This is a genomic window from Azospirillum griseum (assembly GCF_003966125.1).
Classification (GTDB): Bacteria; Pseudomonadota; Alphaproteobacteria; order Azospirillales; family Azospirillaceae; genus Azospirillum; species Azospirillum griseum.
The window spans coordinates 25,626-41,110 of the sequence record NZ_RXMA01000018.1; the positions used below are offsets into that span (position 1 = coordinate 25,626).

Below are 15,485 nucleotides of genomic sequence, written 5' to 3' on the forward strand. Positions count from 1 at the left end.
CAAAAGGCGGTTGCTCATGCGTTTTCGATCAGGCCCGGTTGCGTGTTCTTGTCGTCGTTGCCCGGACCCGGCAAGGACGGGGCGTCTTCCTTCAGGCCGACCCCCGTCAATTTCAGCCGCGCCGCCTCGGTGGCGAGCCAGCACAGCTTGTCCGCCGCCGCCCCGATGGACAGGCCGTCGGCGTGAATGTTGGAAATGCAGTTGCGTTCGGAATCGGCGCGCCCCGGCTTGGCGTCCCAGGTCAGATAGACCCCCAGCGATTCCGCCGCCGACAGGCCGGGGCGTTCCCCGACCAGCAGCGCCACCAGCCGCGCGCCCAGCCGGGTGGCCACATCGTCGCCCAGCGCGACGCGCGCCTGTTCGGCCAGCACCACCGGGCCGATGCGCCAGCCCGACAACCGGTCATGGCAGGCGTGGATCAGCGGCGCGGCGTTCACCTGCACCGCCGCCGCCGACAGGCCATCGGCGATGACGAACAGGATGTCCCAGCCCCCGGCCACCGGATCAGCGGACAGCCGTTGCGCGCTGGCCGCGTCCAGCTTGCGGCCCAGGTCGGGGCGGCGCAGATAGGTCGGACGGTCGGGCGCGGCGCTGTGCACGCGCAGGGTTGGCAGCGGCGACAGATCGGTCGCCAGCCGATCGAAATCGACCGCGCTGTGCACCGCGTCACGGGCGCGGGCGTGGGCCAGTTGGAAGTCCAGCAACGCCGTGGTCGGCAGCCCATCGCCCGCGCGGCCCAGCCCGATGCGGGCGCGGGTGCTGCTGCGGAAGCGCGCCCATGGATCGTTGCTTTTGGTATCGTTGCCCTGGGTGTCGTTGGACTGGTCTTTGTTGATCGCACCGTTGTTGATCGGGGTGTGGTCGTTCATGCCGCCGCACTCCCCAACAGGGCCTGGACGACCGGGCTTTGATCGGGCCAGGGCGGCAAGCGCCGTTGCGGATCCAGCCATCCGGCCTTGTCCAGCCACGCTTCGAACTCCGGCGCGGGCGGGCGTTTCAGCAGGTGCCGCAGGCCGAGCACGTCGTGATAGGAAAGGCTTTGGTAGTTCAGCATCACATCGTCGGCCCCCGGCACGGCGATGATGAAGTTGACGCCCGCCGTCGCCAGCATGGTCATCAGAACATCCATGTCGTCCTGATCGGCTTCGGCGTGGTTGGTGTAACAGACGTCGCAGCCCATCGGCACGCCCATCAGCTTGGCGCAGAAATGATCCTCCAGCCCGGCCCGCGTGATCTGCTTGGCGTCGTAGAGATATTCCGGCCCGATGAAACCGACGACGGTGTTGACCAGGAACGGGTCGAAGGCGCGAGCGACGGCGTAGGCGCGGGTTTCCACCGTCTGCTGATCGACGCCGAAATGCGCGTCCGCCGACAGGGCGGCCCCCTGCCCGGTTTCGAAATACATCACGTTGTCGCCGATGGTCCCGCGCTTCAGTGACTTCGCCGCCTCCTGCGCCTCGGCCAGCAGCGACAGGCTGACCCCAAAGCCCCGGTTGGCCTTTTCCGTCCCGGCGATGGATTGGAACACCAGATCCAGCGGCGCGCCGCGCTCAATCGCCTGGATCGAGGTGGTGACGTGGGCGAGCACGCAGGATTGCACCGGAATGTCAAAGCGCGTGCGCACCGCGTCCAGCATCTCCAGCAACGTGATGCAGGCGGGGACGTTGTCGGTGGCCGGGTTGATGCCGATCACCGCGTCGCCCACCCCATACAGCAGCCCGTCCAGGGTGGAGGCGGCGATCCCGGCGGGGTCATCGGTCGGGTGGTTGGGTTGCAGGCGGCTGGACAGGCGGCCCGGCAGCCCCACCGTGGTGCGGAACCTGGTGACGACGCAGCATTTGGCCGCCACCGCCACCAGATCAATGTTCCGCATCAGCTTGGACACCGCCGCCACCATCTCCGGCGTCAGGCCGGGGGCGAGCGCGGTCAGCGCAACGGTGTCGGCCTCATAGGACAGCAACCAGTCGCGGAACTGGCCGACGGTCATGTGCGCCACCGGGCGGAAGGCGTTGGCGTCGTGACTGTCCACGATCAGCCGCGTCACCTCGTCGGTTTCATAGGGAATCAGGGTTTCGGTGAGGAAGGCTTTCAGCGGCAGATCGGCCAGCACCATGCGGGCGGCCACCCGCCGTTCGTCGCTGTCGGCGGCGATGCCCGCCAACTCGTCCCCCGACCGGCGCGGCGAGGCGCAAGCCATCACCGTTTTCAGATCGTCGAAGCGATGGCGCTGCCGCCCCAAATCCCGCCAGTAAACCGCCATCTCCGGCGTCCTCCCTGTCGCATCCTGACAACAGCATGGCACGGGGTGCGGCGGGGCCGGTTGACATTGGAACACAAAGTGTCGACCCGCCGGGAAAAAGACGGCCTCTTGCGTTTCAAGTTACGTTATATCATTACATATCCATCACCATCCAACCGAGGCTCCCCCCATGGCCACGCCCGCCGCCGCCCCAGCCGATGGACCGGCGTTCACCCATCAACGCCACGCCACGTCCCGCCCCTACCTCGCCCTGTGCGAGCGTGCCGAGGGGCTGGCGGCGATCCGGGAACCGGGGGTGACGATGGCGCTGTGGCGGCGCGGCCTGCCCGCCGATCTGGCCGACACGCTCACGGACTGGCCGGGGGAGGGGTGGAGCAACCTGCGCCTGACCACCACGCCCGACCGTGTGCACACCGGCGCCGCCGCCGCCGGGCCGCTGGTGCCCGACATCGCCGCGCTGGTCCGCATCTACGCCGATCTGGTCGGCTGCCCGTCGGTGTCGCTGCGTCTGGAGCGCGTGACCGGCAACGGCTGCAAGTTTCTGCACGTCGATTACGTCGGCGTCCGGCTGCTCTGCACCTATCGTGGTCCGGGAACCCAATGGGTCCCCGACGACGCGGTGCGGCGCGACGGCTTGGGCACCGGCAACAACGCCGCCGTCCTGCCCGACGCCCGGCGGCTGCGGCGGATGAACGCCGGGGATGTCGGCGTGCTGAAGGGTGAATCCTGGCCTGGCAACCGGGGGCGCGGCCTCGTCCACCGCTCCCCACCCGCTCGTCCGGGTGTGGGCCGTCTGGTCCTGTGCCTGGACCATGAGGCGCATTGACACGCCTCGCAGCCGTTGGGCGACCCGCTCGGTAGGGCTGATGGCCTCTCCAAACACAACGGCCCGCCCCCAAGGGGAGGCGGGCCGCAGCGTGTTGGATCCGTGCAAAAAGGGTTACGACTTGCCGATGCCCAGCTTGGCTTGCACGGCGGCCAAGCCATCCTTGCCGTCGATGGTGGTGACGCCCTGCAACCAGGCTTTCAGGGTGGCCGGGTTCTTCTTCAGCCATTCGGTGGCGGCGGCTTCGGGCTTCTTGTTGGCGTTCATGATGCCGTCCATGACCGCGTTTTCCATGTCCACGGTGAAGACCAGATTGGACAGGAATTTCCCGACGTTCGGGCATTCGGTGGCGTAGCCCTTGCGCACGTTGGTGCTGACCGTCGCCCCGCCGAAATCCGGGCCGAACCAATCGTCGCCGTCGGCCAGATAGGTGATCTCAAAGGATTTGTTCATCGGGTGGGGTGCCCAGCCCAGGAAGGCGATGAACTTTTTCGCCCGGATGGCGCGCTTGACCTCGCCCAGCATCCCGGCCTCGCTGGACTCCACCATCTTGAAGTCCTTCAGACCGAAGGCGTCGGCCTTCAGCATCTTGTCGATGATGAGGTTGCCGTCGTTCCCGGCCTCGATGCCATAGATCTTGCCGTCCAGCTTGTCCTTGAACTTCGCCAGATCCTTGAAGCTCTTCAGCCCGGCGTCGGCGGCGTATTTCGGCACGGCCAGCGTGTATTTCGCCCCTTCCAGATTGACCCGCGTCACCTCGACCGAGCCGTCGTCCAGCACCGGCTTGATGAAGCTTTCCATCGTCGGCATCCAGTTGCCGAGGAAGACGTCAAGCGACTTGGTCTTCAGACCCAGATAGACGACGGGAACCGAGGAGATGTTCGTCGTCGCCTTGTACCCAAGCCCTTCCAGGGTGACGGAGGCCAGCGCGGTGGTGGCGGCGATGTCGGTCCAGCCCACATCACCGAAGCGCACCGCCTTGCACGAGGCCGGATCGGCGGCCAGCGCGGCCCCCATCGTTCCGATCGTCACACAGGCCGCCGCCAGAACCCCCAACGCGCAACCCGTCGCTTTTGCCGTCATCGTCGTCATGCCCCTGTTGCTCCTCTGTCCGGTTATTGTCAGACGCTGCGGCGTGGGGCCGACGTCTGTGTGGTGTTTGGTCGGCGAGTGATCTTTATGCGTTGATCAGGATGCGGTCTCCACCAGGGCGGCGTCCAGCGCCACGATGTGCGGCTCCACCCCCAGGCTGCCCAGAAAGGCGCGCAGACCATCCGTTGTCACGGCGGTGGTGGCCGTGTTGGCCAGCGGGTGAAAGGCCACGCGCGGGGCCGCCATCAGGGCGGCGTCCAGCACCAACCGCACCCGCTTGGCGCGGTCGTTCACCAGGGCAAAGGGGCTGACCGCCCCCTGCCGCACCCCCAGCGTGGCAAACAGCAGCTCTTCCTTGGCGAAGGACACGCGTTTCGATCCGATGCGCGCGGGCAGGCTTTTCAGGTCGATCACCCGGTCGGTCGGCGCGGCGATCAGCCACAATTGATCCTTGGCGTCCTTCAGCAGCAAATTCTTGGTGTGGAGCGCGTCGAGCGTCGCCCAGAAGGGCATCGCCTCCTCCACCGTGTGGACCGGCGGGTGATGGATGGTTTCCGCCGCGAGTCCCAGATCGGCCAGCCGCTGCAACAGCGCCTCGCTGGTCAGATGGGGGGTGGTGTCGTCCGGCAGCCCGTCGCTCGTCATCGTGTCACGCCCGCTTGGTTCATGCCCGTTTGGTCCATCAACAATCACAAAGCGTCTCACGGCGGCGGACCGGTCCGCTTGAACCGTTTGGGCATAGCGCTTGAACGAATCCGCCGTCCCGGCCCGCCACCGCAAGACCACTGCTCCAGCCGATCAGAGCTTGCCCGTCACCCAATAATCGACGCGGGTCTTGTTGGCCTTGATGTAATTGTCCACCGCCTGTTCGTAGCTGGTCTGCTTGGCGTCCTGCATGATCGCTTCCAGATCACCAATCGGAATCACCATGCGGTTCAGGAATTCGAACACCGCCGGATTGTCCTGGTAGAATCCCTTGCGCACCAGCGCGTTGACGCTTTCCAGCCCGCCCAGCGCGCCCTTGGGATCGTCCAGATAACGCAGCTTCATGCTGGCGAACATCCAGTGCGGAGACCAAGTCGTCACCACGATCCATTCGTTGCGCTTCATCGCGCGATCCAGCGCCGCCAGCATCCCGGAGTCGCTGGCCGACACCAGTTGATACTTGTCCAGCCCATAGGTCTTCAGCGCCTTTTCCGACGCCTGCATCAGCCCCGACCCCGGATCGATCCCCTGGATGCGGTCGCTGAGCTTCTTCTGCACCTCCGGCTTCTTCAAATCCTCAAGCGTGGACAGTTCGCTGGCCGGGATGTAGTCCGGGACCGCCCACCCCAGGCGGGCGCGGGTGTAGAGCGGGCCGAGATCGACGATGTCCTTGCCCACCTTGTCCAGATAGGGTTTGTGGGTCAGCGGCTGCCAGGACATCAGCATCGCGTCCATCTTCCCGGCGGCAAGGCCCTGATACTGCACGCCGATGTCGGCCATGGTCAGTTCGACCTTGGTGTCCAGCCGTTCTTCGATCAGCTTCTTGGCCAGCTTGGTCACAGCCTCGGCGTCCGACCAGGCGGTCCAGCCGATGTTGACCTTCTTGTCGGACGCGGCGAGCGCGCCGGTGGCGGTCAGGGTCAGAGTGGCGACGGTGGCCAGCGTGGCCAACGTGTTGGTGATCGTCTTCAACATGCGTGTTGCGCCTTCCTGTTCGATTTTTGGGGTTTGTTCATCGAAACAACAGCGTCACTGAATCTCCTGTGCCTTCACGACCACCCAGTTTTGATCCGCCGTCACCGGCTGACCCAACGCCTTCTGACGGGCAGCGGCGTCTTCCCACATGGATTGGATTTGCTTGCGGTACTTGTCCTTGCGGTCCACCCACAGCCGCACGCCGCCATGCTCGACGTCCGTGCCGTGCAGCAGCATGTAGCCGTCGCTGGTCGGCGTGTCCCCCGCCACCAGGATCGGCTTTTTCCATGGGTCGATGTAGGTGAGGATCGCGGCGTATTTGCCGGAAAACCACGTCAACGGTGCCCACAGATAGGTGCCCAGCTCCATATCCATGGTCTGGTTCCAATCGTATTTCTTTTGTTCGATCAGCTTCCGGGCGGTGGTCAGCGCGCCGGTCTTGCGGTCCTTCAACAGCATCGTCACGCCGATGATGTTTTCCGGCTTGATGTTGTAGCCGTATTTGGGATCGGCGGCGACCATGCGCACCAGTTCTTCGCTGGCGGCGGTCATGACATAGACCTCGATGCCGTTCTTGTGCATCAGGTTCACCAGCTCCAGTTGGCCGGTGTAGGGTTTGGGCGCGTTGATCTCGATCGCCTTGACGCTGTCGCCCTCGTAATAATCCGACGGGATCGGCTTGCCATAGGCCATCAGCTCATCGACGTAACCCTTCAGCTCGCGCAGGGTGAAGCCGGCGAACACCTGGGCGACCCAGGGGTAACACACCTGATCGTCGATCTCGCACAGCCGGTAGTAATAGCTGTTCAGGCTTTCCTTGTGACCGTTCAGGTCCTTGAAGGGAATCAACTTCAGCGACGGGTCGATTTTGTCCCGCGTCAACACCCCCTTCATTTCCAGGAAGGGCAGCAGCGACTCTTCCAAATCGTAGCGGTAGAGGGTGTTGTCCATGTCGAACACGGCGTAAGCGCCCTTGTTCGCGTTGGCCGTCACCAGTGTTTTCAACGCCGCCGCCGCCGGGGCGGGCCAATGGGCCAACTCGTCCGCCGCCTTGGCCGCGCCGATGCCCCCGCTCGCAACGCCTCCCGTCATCAGACACGCGCCCAGAACGATTCTGCCCAGATACGCTGTGACCCGGTTCATCCCAATCCCCCGCTGATGGTGTGTGAAGGCAAGGCTCCGGCGTTCCGGCGCGGATGACGCGCCGGTGGACCGCCCGGATGGAACCCTATGAAACGCGATAGACCCTGTTCCCCCTATGCGTCCTTACCGTGCCGCCGCCGGACGCAGGCGGGTGAGAAAGGCAAAGCGCCGCGCCGGAGCCTTGACCGATCCGAAACTCTGGGTGATGCGGTCCAGCACGATGGCCAGCAGCACCACCGACAACCCGCTTTCAAACCCCAAACCGATGTCCAGACGCTGGATGCCCTGAAGCACCACATTGCCCAGCCCGCCCGCGCCGATCATCGACGCCACCACGATCATCGACAGCGCCATCATCATGGTCTGGTTGACCCCGGCCATGATCGACGGCATGGCGTTGGGCAGTTGCACCTTGAACAGCAGTTGGTGCGGGTGGCAGCCAAAGGCGCGCCCGGCCTCCACCAGTTCGCCCGGCACCTGCTGGATGCCCAGCATGGTCAGGCGGACGGCGGGCGGCATGGCGAAAATCACCGTGGCGATGATGCCGGGAACCCGCCCCAGACCAAAGAACATCACCGCCGGGATCAGATAGACGAAGGCGGGCATGGTCTGCATGAAGTCCAGCAGCGTCTTGCCCACCTGTTCGGCGATGCGGTTGCCCGCCATCCAGATGCCCAGCGGCACCCCGACCAGCAGACTGAGCAGGGTGGAGGACAGGACCAGCCCCAGCGTGCTGGCCGTCGGCTCCCACAGGCCCATGCCATAGATCAGCCCCAACGACCCCAGCGTGAACACGCCAAAGCCAACCCCGACCCGCCAGAAGGCCAGGGCGGCGATCACCCCGCCCAACACCCAGGCGGGCATTCCCAACAGCGCGGCGTCAATGCCACCGCCAAAGCCATCGACCACGGCGGCGATGGCGTCCAAACTGGGCTGGAAATGGTCGAGGATGAAGGTGACGAGACGTTCCGCCCACACGCCAATCCCGATCTTGCCGTCCATCGCTCACGCTCCCCTGTCCAGAGTTTCCAGCAGCACCGAGGGCGAAATCGCGCCCAGATAGATCCCGTTCGCGTCCACCACCGGCACCGGGCAGGGGGCCGCCGCCACCCGCCGCAACAGCGTGTGCACCGGCAGGTCGCTCGTCACCGGCTCAATCCCCGGCAAAAAGGCGGTGAGAAAGCGCGGCTCGCCGCTGCGCAGGGCGTGGGCCACCGAATCGCGCGACACGATGCCCTGAAAGCGGTTTTCGTTGTCGCGGACATAGCCATAGAAATGGCCGCTTTCGGTCAATTGCTGCAACGCCGGTCCCAGCACGCCCGGCACCCGCACGATGGTGTTCGACGCCTCGAACCGGGCAACGTCGCCCGCGCGCAGCACCCGCGACACATCGACGTTGCGGAAGAAGGAGCGGACGTAATCGTCGGCGGGTGCGCGCAGAATGTCATAGGGCGTGCCGACCTGCACGATCCGCCCGCCTTCCATGATGGCGATGCGGTCGCCGATGCGCATCGCCTCGTCCAGATCGTGGGAAATGAAGATGATGGTGCGTTTCTGCTCGCGCTGAAGCCGCAACAGCTCGTCCTGCATTTCGGTGCGGATCAGCGGGTCGAGCGCGGAAAACGCCTCGTCCATCAGCATGATGGTCGGGTTGTTGGCCAGGGCGCGGGCCAGACCGACGCGCTGTTGCATCCCGCCCGACATTTCGCGCGGGTAACGGTGGGCGTAGGCCCCCAACCCCACCTGCTGCAAGGCCACCATCGCCGCGTCGCGCCGCGCGGTCTTGTCCACCCCGGCGATCTCCAGGCCGAAGGCGGCGTTGTCCAGCGCGGTCAGATGGGGCAGCAGGGCAAAGGACTGGAACACCATCGACATGTCGCGGCGCAGCACCTCCACCAGTTCCCGCCGGGATAATTGGGTCAGGTTGCGCCCGTCGAGCAGGATTTCGCCGCTGCTGGGTTCGATCAGCCGGTTCAACAGGCGGATCATCGTCGATTTGCCGGACCCCGACAGGCCCATGATGACGAAGATTTCCCCGGCGCGCACGTCGAAGCTGGCGTTCATGACGCCGACATTGACGTTCAGCTTGTCCAGAACCTCCGCCTTGCTGGCCCCGGCGTTCAGCATCGCCAGGGCGGGTTTGGGATCGGCGGAGAAGATTTTGTAAAGGTTGCGGACCTGGAGCCGGACCTCGGCCTCCGCATGGGTCTTGCCGGTCGTCGGTGGGGCTGCCGTTTTCGCCACGGCGGGAGGGTCGTCCAAGCGCATCGTCATGGTCATTCCGCCCTCCGTCCTGCGTTGCGGTGTGTGTGTCCGGGCCATCCCGTCCCGGTGGTGTCGGCCCCACTCTCAGCGGCGAAGACGGGGGCCTGGGCTGGTCGGTCGTCGATCGTCATCGCGGCAGCATTCCCTGTTCCTGGAGACAGTCGTAAATGGCGCGGGCGGCCTCGTCGGGCGTCGGCCCGACCAGCAGGCGGCCCTGCCCCGCTTTGGCTTCGGTGGCGGCGCGCAACCGGTCGAGCGCCCCGCCCGACCCGCCGCCCGGCGCGCCCACCGTCAAACGTTTGGGCCGGTCGCGCCAGGGGCGCACGGCGCAGGCGGCCAAGGCCGTGTCCTCCGGCGCGTCCACCGCCTCCACCGTGATCCGCCCGCGCCGCGCCGGGCCGAAGGCCGACGGGCGCGGGGCCGGAGCGGCCGGGTGGATGGTGACGACGAAGGGCATGGCGACGCGCAGCGCGCGGCGCTGCCCACGGGCCAGGGCCTGCACCAGCTCCGCCGACCCATCGTCGTTCAGCGTCAAGGCGACCACGTCGGGCACGATGGCCCAGCCCAGCGCGTGGGCAAGGCTGTAGGGCAACATCCCGCTGTCCTCCCCGCCTTCGGCCCGGTTGCCGGTCAGCAGGATGGAGGGAGCCGGGGACAGGGCGCGCAGACGGGCGAGCAGCGCGTCGGTGGGATCCCGCCCCTCCGCCATCGCCAGCACCGTCAATTCCGCCAACCCCATGCCGAGATAGTCGCGCAGGGCCGGGCTGTCCGGCGATCCGGCGTGCAGCGCGGTGCGGCGGCCCGGCGGCAGCGACAGGGCCAGTTCCAGCGCCCGCGCGTCGGTGGGCGCACGGCGCGCCCGCCCGGACACCGGGTGCCGACCGACCGAGAGCAGGACGGCGACGTCAACCATGCGTGCGCTCCCTCATCAGGCGGATCAGGGCGGGCATGACCGCTTGCGCGTCGGCGATGATCGCCAGATCGGCGCGCTTGATCATCGCCGCGTGCAGATCGGTGTTGATGGCGATGACGTGGCCGACCCCACCGATGCCTTGAAGATGCTGAGGCGCGCCCGCGATGCCGAAGGCGAGATAGCTGCGTGCCGACACCACCATGCCCGACGCCCCGACCTGGCGGTCGCGCGGCAGATGCCCGGCGTCGCACACCACCCGGCTGCCCGCGCGCGTCGCGCCCAGCGCCCGGCCCAGATCGGCGAAGGCCGCCCAGTCGGTGACGCCGTTTCCGGCGCTGAGAATGAAATCGGCCTCGCCCAGCCCCACCCCGTCGGGATCGACCGGCAAGCGACGGGCGGCACCCAGCCGGGGCGCGCACGCCACCGCAACCGGATCGAGCGGGCGGGCCTCGTGACGCAACGGTCCCAGCGGGGCAACCGCATCGGCGGCGATGGACAGCAGGCGCGGCGGGGCGCAGGACAATTCGCGCGAACCGCCTCCGGCGCGGCGGGCGACGCACTGGGCCGACAGGCTTTCCACCCCGGCGAACAACCGCTCCCCGACCACCGCCGCCACCCGGCGGGCAACGTCGCCGCCGTCCTGGCTTTCGGGAAACACCACATGCACGGGGGACCAGCGCGCCATCGCGGCCCCAACGGCGGCGGCGCGGGCCTCCGGCGCGTGCTCCTGCGCCCAGGCGGCGGGCATGGGCAGCACACGGTCGGCCCCCAGCGCGCCCCAATCCTCCGGCCCCCAATCCTCCGGCCCGTCGGGGGCCAGCGCCACCACCGCGCCGTCCAGCGCGTCGGCCAACAGGCGCGCCGCCGCCATCACCTGCCGGTCGAGCGCCGACAGCGCGCCGTCGGCGCGGTCGAGCACCGCAAACACCAGACAGGCCGGGGCGTCGATCACCCGCAACACCGGCTCCGCCACCGCGCGCACGCCCCGCCCGGCAACGGCAGGTGACACGGCGGCGGCTGACGTGGTGGCGGGGGCCGCCAGCGCCTTGCCGCTCCAATCCAGCCGCAGGCGCGGCGCGGTCTGCACCGTCGCGTCGGCCCGGCGGGCGCGCGGGTCGCGGCGCGGGCGGCCCGACGCGGGGGCCGCGCTGTCCGACGCGGTCAGCGCCAGACGCAGGCGGGGACCGCCGGTTGGAACCACACGGGCGGCGCGTTCGGCGCGGGGGTCGCGGCGGCGGGCGGTCATGGCGTCGGCTCCGTCGCGGTCAGCACCAGTTCGGCCAGTTCGGCGACCTGCGGGCGCGGCTCCACCACCCCCTCCAGCATCAGGGTGCAGGTGGGACAGCCCACCGCCAGGGTCGGCGCGCCGGTGGCGCGGGCGTCGTCCATCCGCATGTCGGGGATCCGGCGTTCACCCACCACGTCGGTCAGGGGCGCGCCACCGCCACCGCCGCAACAGCGCGAGCGCAGGCCGGAGCGCTCCATCTCCCGCCGCTGCGCGCCGATGGCGTCGAGCACGGCGCGCGGCGCGTCGATCTCCCCGTTGTAGCGGCCCAGGTAACAGGGGTCGTGGTAGGCCACCGGCCCGTCCAGGGGCCGCGTCACCGTCAGCGCCCCGCTGGTCAACAGCTCCAACAGGACGGCGCTGTGGTGCTGCACGGTCCAACGCCCACCCAAGGCCGGGTATTCGTTGCGCAGGCAGTGGAAGGCGTGCGGGTCGGCGGTGACGATGCGGCGGAAGCGGCGGGCCTCCAGCGTCTGGATGTTGCGGCGGGCCAAATCCTGGAAGGTCGCCTCGTCGCCCAACCGGCGGGCGACGTCGCCGCAATCCAGCTCCGCCGCGCCCAGCACGGCGAACTCCACCCCGGCCCGGCGCAGCAGCAGCACCAGGGCGCGCAAGCTGCGCTGGTTGCGCAGATCGAACGCGCCGTCGCCCAGCCACAGCAGCGTGTCGCAGGTTTCCCCCGCCGCCAGCACCGGCAGACGCAGATCGACCGCCCAATCCAACCGCCGGTCCAACGCCCGCCCGCTGGGGGTGTCGGTGGCGCGCAGTTCCTCCAGCACGCCCGCCGCCTTCACCGGGGTCGCCCCGCGTTCCAGCGTTTGAAAGCGGCGCAGATCGACGACCGCGTCGACATGCTCGATCATCATCGGGCATTCCTGCACGCAGGCCCGGCAGGTGGTGCAGGCCCACAGCGTGTCCGGGTGGATCAGGGCGTCGGCCCCGACCAGCGGGCGCGTCGGCCCCGTCACCGCCGCGCCGACAGGCCGACCCGGATGACCATGCCCGGCGTAGGCGCGATCATCCGACCCATCATCAAGCGACAGGACCAGATCCTGCACCAGCTTTTTCGGGTTCAACGGCAACCCGGCGGCGTAGGCCGGACAGGCGCTTTCGCAGCGGCCGCACTGCACGCAGGCGTCAAAGCCCAGCAAACGGTTCCAGGCGAAATCCACCGCCTGCCCCGCCCCCAGCGGCGCGTCCGCCTGCGCCAGATCCAGCGGGCGCAAGCCGGTGTCGCGCCCGGCCCCATCGTGGAACCGCGCGGGGCGCGGGTGAAAGGCCAGATGCAGCGCGCCATGGACGGCGTGCTTCAGCGGCCCGTTCCAGACGCCGAACACCAGTTCGGCCAAGCCCCAGCCACCGACCGCGACCAGCGTCAACACCAGCCACACCGGCAGGATCCCGCCCGCGCTCTGGTCCAGCGCCACCAGCAGGAAGGCGGCGGAAAAGCCGGTCAACGCCAACGGCAGACGGCTGAAGCGCCCGCCCGACAGCTCCGCCGGGCGCAGCACGCGGCGGCGGTAGCCGACCATCATCCCGCCCGCCAGCATCACCGCCAACGTCAGCGCCAACAGCCCCCACAGCAGTGGATGGCGCAGCGGCGGCAACGCCAGCGCGACCGACAAGGCCAGCGACGCCAGAAAACCGCCCGCCGTCAGCGCGTGGAACCGCGCGTTGAACGGCGTGCGCCCGACCACCTCGTGCACATCGACGAGATAGCGTGCGGGCAGGGCGGCAAGACCGGCCCACACACCGACCTTGGCCGACCGCCCGGCGCGCCAACGCCGCGCCTGCACCAGGGCCAGCCCCAGCCCGACCAGCAGGACCGTCAGCGTGACCGTGGAGAGCGCGGCGGCGATCATCTCACAGATCCTTGCACAGACGCGCGGCGTCGTAGATGGCGGCGTGGATGTTGCGCCCGGCCACCGCGTCGCCGATGCGGAACAGGGCGTAGCCGGAGGTCGGAACCGGTTGCGGTTGCCCGCTCAACAGCCGGTCCAGATCGGTTTGGCCCCGGTTGGCCGCCTGCTCCTTCAGGTCGAGATACAGGCCGTCGTTGGGCTGGGTTCCCAGCTCCACAACGATCTGATCGACCAGCCGTTCTTCCTCTTCGTGGGTGTAGTCGTTGCGCAGGACGGCGACGCGGCGGTTGCCCTCCGGGTAGACCTCCACCAGCGTGTGATTCGTCGTCATCATCACGCCCAGCCGGTACAGCTCGCGCAGATGGATCGGCTGGTTGGTGGTCCCGACCTCCTCCGCGACCATGCGGTCGGGGGTGGCGATTTCCACCAGCGCGCCGCGCGTGGCCATGAACTCGGCGCAGGAGGCGCCGTGATGCTGTCCGGTCCCGTCATACATCAGAACGCTGCCGGTCGGCTCCACCACCCCGGTCAGCACGTCCCAAGTGGTGACGGCCAGGTCCGCGCCGGGGAAGTCGCCCCGGTCGGGACGGCCACCGGTCGCCACGATCACAACGTCGGGCTGTTCGGCCTGCACCAGCGCGGCGGTGGCCTCCACCCCATAGCGGATTTCAACGCCCAGCCTGACCGCCTGCTGGGTCAGCCAGCGGGTGATTCCGGTCAGCGCCTCCCGCCAGGTGGCCTTGGCGGCGACGGAGATTTGCCCGCCCGAGGCCGGGGCGCGTTCCAGCAGCAGCACCGAATGGCCGCGTTCGGCGCAGACCCGCGCGGCCTCCAGCCCGGCCGGTCCCGCCCCCACCACCACCACGCGGCGGCGGGCCGGGGCCTTGGCGATGACGTGCGGCATGGTCGCTTCGCGCCCGGTCGCCGCGTTCTGGATGCACAGGGCGTCACCGCCCACGTAAATCCGGTCGATGCAATAACCAGCCCCCACGCATTGCCGCACATCGTCCAAACGGCCTTCGGCCAGCTTGCGCATCAGATGCGGGTCGGCGATGTGGGCGCGGGTCATCGCGACCATATCGACATGGCCTTCCTCCACCGCGCGGGCGGCGGTGGCCAGATCGGTCACGCGCTGGGCGTGGAACACCGGGATGCCGACCTCGCGCTTGATGCTGCTGGGCAGATGCAGGAAGGGCGCGACGGGAAAGGACATGTTGGGCAGCGAAATCGCGTGCGCCATGTGATCGCGCGCCTGCCCGCCCAGCACATTGACGAAATCGATCAGCCCGCGTTCGGCGTAGGTGCGGGCAATGGTGACGCAATCCTCGTTGGTCAGCCCATCGTCGATCAGCTCGTCGCCCGACATGCGGATGCCGACGATGTAGTCGTCGCCGACCTCCGCCCGGATCGCCTCGAACACCTCGATGCCGAAGCGCATGCGGTTTTCCAGGCTGCCGCCGTATTTGTCGGTGCGGCGGTTGACCGAGGGACTCCAAAATTGGTCAATCAGATGGCCGTGGGCGGCGGACAGTTCGAACCCATCCAGCCCGCCTTCCTTGCAGCGGCGGGCCGCCGCCGCGAAGCTGGCGATGATCCGGGTGAAATCCCAGTCCTCCATCTCCTTGGGCGTGTTGCGGTGCGCCGGTTCCCGCCGGGCCGAGGCCGACACGGTGGGCAGCCAATGCTCGGTGTCCCAGCGCGTGCGCCGCCCCATATGGGTCAATTGGATCATCAGCGCCGCGCCGTGCCGGTGCACCCGGTCGGAGAACTCGCGCAGGAAGGGAATGACGCTGTCGTCGGCGACGGAGATCTGGTTCCACGGGGCCGCCGGGCTGTCCACCGCGACGGAGGAGGAGCCGCCGAACATGGTCAGCGCGATGCCCCCCTTGGCCTTTTCCTCGTGGTAGAGCTGGTAGCGTTCCTTGGGCTTGCCCTCCGATCCATAGCCCGGCGCGTGGCTGGTGCTCATGACCCGGTTGCGCAGGGTCAGATGCTTGATCGTCAAGGGCTTGAGAAGGGTTTCGGCGGGCGACGGCATGGCGGCTCGCTTCTCACTGTCGATGGAAAAAGGATGTCACCGGATCGTCAAGGAAACCTGCCAACCCGCGACAGATCACCGCAGGATTGCGACAGACCGTCGCATTTGGCGTGGACCGGCG

General features: G+C 68.0%; 13 protein-coding genes. 1 reads left to right on the forward strand and 12 read right to left on the reverse strand.

What is annotated here, in order from left to right:
- Positions 1 to 14: 14 nt before the first annotated feature.
- Positions 15 to 869: an ethanolamine ammonia-lyase subunit EutC gene (eutC, locus tag EJ903_RS17455; RefSeq protein WP_126617807.1), complete on the reverse strand. Its 855-nt coding sequence runs from the start codon at positions 867 to 869 to the stop codon at positions 15 to 17.
- Positions 866 to 2,260 carry an ethanolamine ammonia-lyase subunit EutB gene (locus EJ903_RS17460; RefSeq protein ID WP_126617809.1) on the reverse strand — a complete coding sequence of 465 codons (1,395 nt, stop codon included), beginning with the start codon at positions 2,258 to 2,260 and terminating at the stop codon, positions 866 to 868. Before EJ903_RS17460 ends, eutC begins: the two co-directional genes overlap by 4 nt.
- A 169-nt stretch (positions 2,261 to 2,429) precedes the next feature.
- Here EJ903_RS17460 and EJ903_RS17465 point away from each other — a divergent pair, with 169 nt between their 5' ends.
- Positions 2,430 to 3,086 (forward strand): DUF1826 domain-containing protein, encoded by a 657-nt coding sequence (locus EJ903_RS17465; protein WP_126617810.1) that lies wholly within the window; start codon positions 2,430 to 2,432, stop codon positions 3,084 to 3,086.
- A 114-nt stretch (positions 3,087 to 3,200) separates the two neighbouring features.
- Here the strand turns inward: EJ903_RS17465 and EJ903_RS17470 are convergent, their stop codons facing one another.
- From EJ903_RS17470 to EJ903_RS17515, 10 genes are all read right to left on the reverse strand, one after another.
- Positions 3,201 to 4,169 carry a choline ABC transporter substrate-binding protein gene (locus EJ903_RS17470; RefSeq protein ID WP_377006500.1) on the reverse strand — a complete coding sequence of 323 codons (969 nt, stop codon included), beginning with the start codon at positions 4,167 to 4,169 and terminating at the stop codon, positions 3,201 to 3,203.
- 105 nt (positions 4,170 to 4,274) lie between these two features.
- On the reverse strand, positions 4,275 to 4,823 hold the full coding sequence (locus EJ903_RS17475; RefSeq protein WP_126617814.1) for a prolyl-tRNA synthetase associated domain-containing protein: 549 nt from the start codon (positions 4,821 to 4,823) through the stop codon (positions 4,275 to 4,277).
- A 153-nt stretch (positions 4,824 to 4,976) separates the two neighbouring features.
- The gene (locus EJ903_RS17480; protein WP_126617816.1) at positions 4,977 to 5,858 is read right to left on the reverse strand and encodes a glycine betaine ABC transporter substrate-binding protein; all 882 of its coding nucleotides are present in this window, start codon (positions 5,856 to 5,858) and stop codon (positions 4,977 to 4,979) included.
- A gap of 54 nt (positions 5,859 to 5,912) precedes the next feature.
- On the reverse strand, positions 5,913 to 6,950 hold the full coding sequence (locus EJ903_RS17485) for an HAD family hydrolase (RefSeq protein ID WP_126617818.1): 1,038 nt from the start codon (positions 6,948 to 6,950) through the stop codon (positions 5,913 to 5,915).
- A 174-nt stretch (positions 6,951 to 7,124) separates the two neighbouring features.
- On the reverse strand, positions 7,125 to 8,003 hold the full coding sequence (locus EJ903_RS17490; protein WP_126617820.1) for an ABC transporter permease: 879 nt from the start codon (positions 8,001 to 8,003) through the stop codon (positions 7,125 to 7,127).
- A 3-nt stretch (positions 8,004 to 8,006) separates the two neighbouring features.
- Complete coding sequence (proV, locus tag EJ903_RS17495) at positions 8,007 to 9,281, reverse strand: glycine betaine/L-proline ABC transporter ATP-binding protein ProV (RefSeq protein ID WP_246015706.1); 1,275 nt, start codon at positions 9,279 to 9,281, stop codon at positions 8,007 to 8,009.
- 112 nt (positions 9,282 to 9,393) lie between these two features.
- Complete coding sequence (locus tag EJ903_RS17500; protein ID WP_126617822.1) at positions 9,394 to 10,179, reverse strand: electron transfer flavoprotein subunit beta; 786 nt, start codon at positions 10,177 to 10,179, stop codon at positions 9,394 to 9,396.
- Positions 10,172 to 11,425, reverse strand: coding sequence for an electron transfer flavoprotein subunit alpha/FixB family protein (locus EJ903_RS17505; RefSeq protein ID WP_126617824.1), 1,254 nt, complete (start codon positions 11,423 to 11,425; stop codon positions 10,172 to 10,174). Before EJ903_RS17505 ends, EJ903_RS17500 begins: the two co-directional genes overlap by 8 nt.
- Positions 11,422 to 13,326 (reverse strand): (Fe-S)-binding protein, encoded by a 1,905-nt coding sequence (locus EJ903_RS17510; protein ID WP_126617826.1) that lies wholly within the window; start codon positions 13,324 to 13,326, stop codon positions 11,422 to 11,424. Before EJ903_RS17510 ends, EJ903_RS17505 begins: the two co-directional genes overlap by 4 nt.
- 1 nt (position 13,327) lies before the next feature.
- Positions 13,328 to 15,364, reverse strand: a complete 2,037-nt coding sequence (locus EJ903_RS17515; protein WP_126617828.1) for an NADH:flavin oxidoreductase — start codon at positions 15,362 to 15,364, stop codon at positions 13,328 to 13,330.
- Between the last annotated feature and the right edge of the window lie 121 nt (positions 15,365 to 15,485).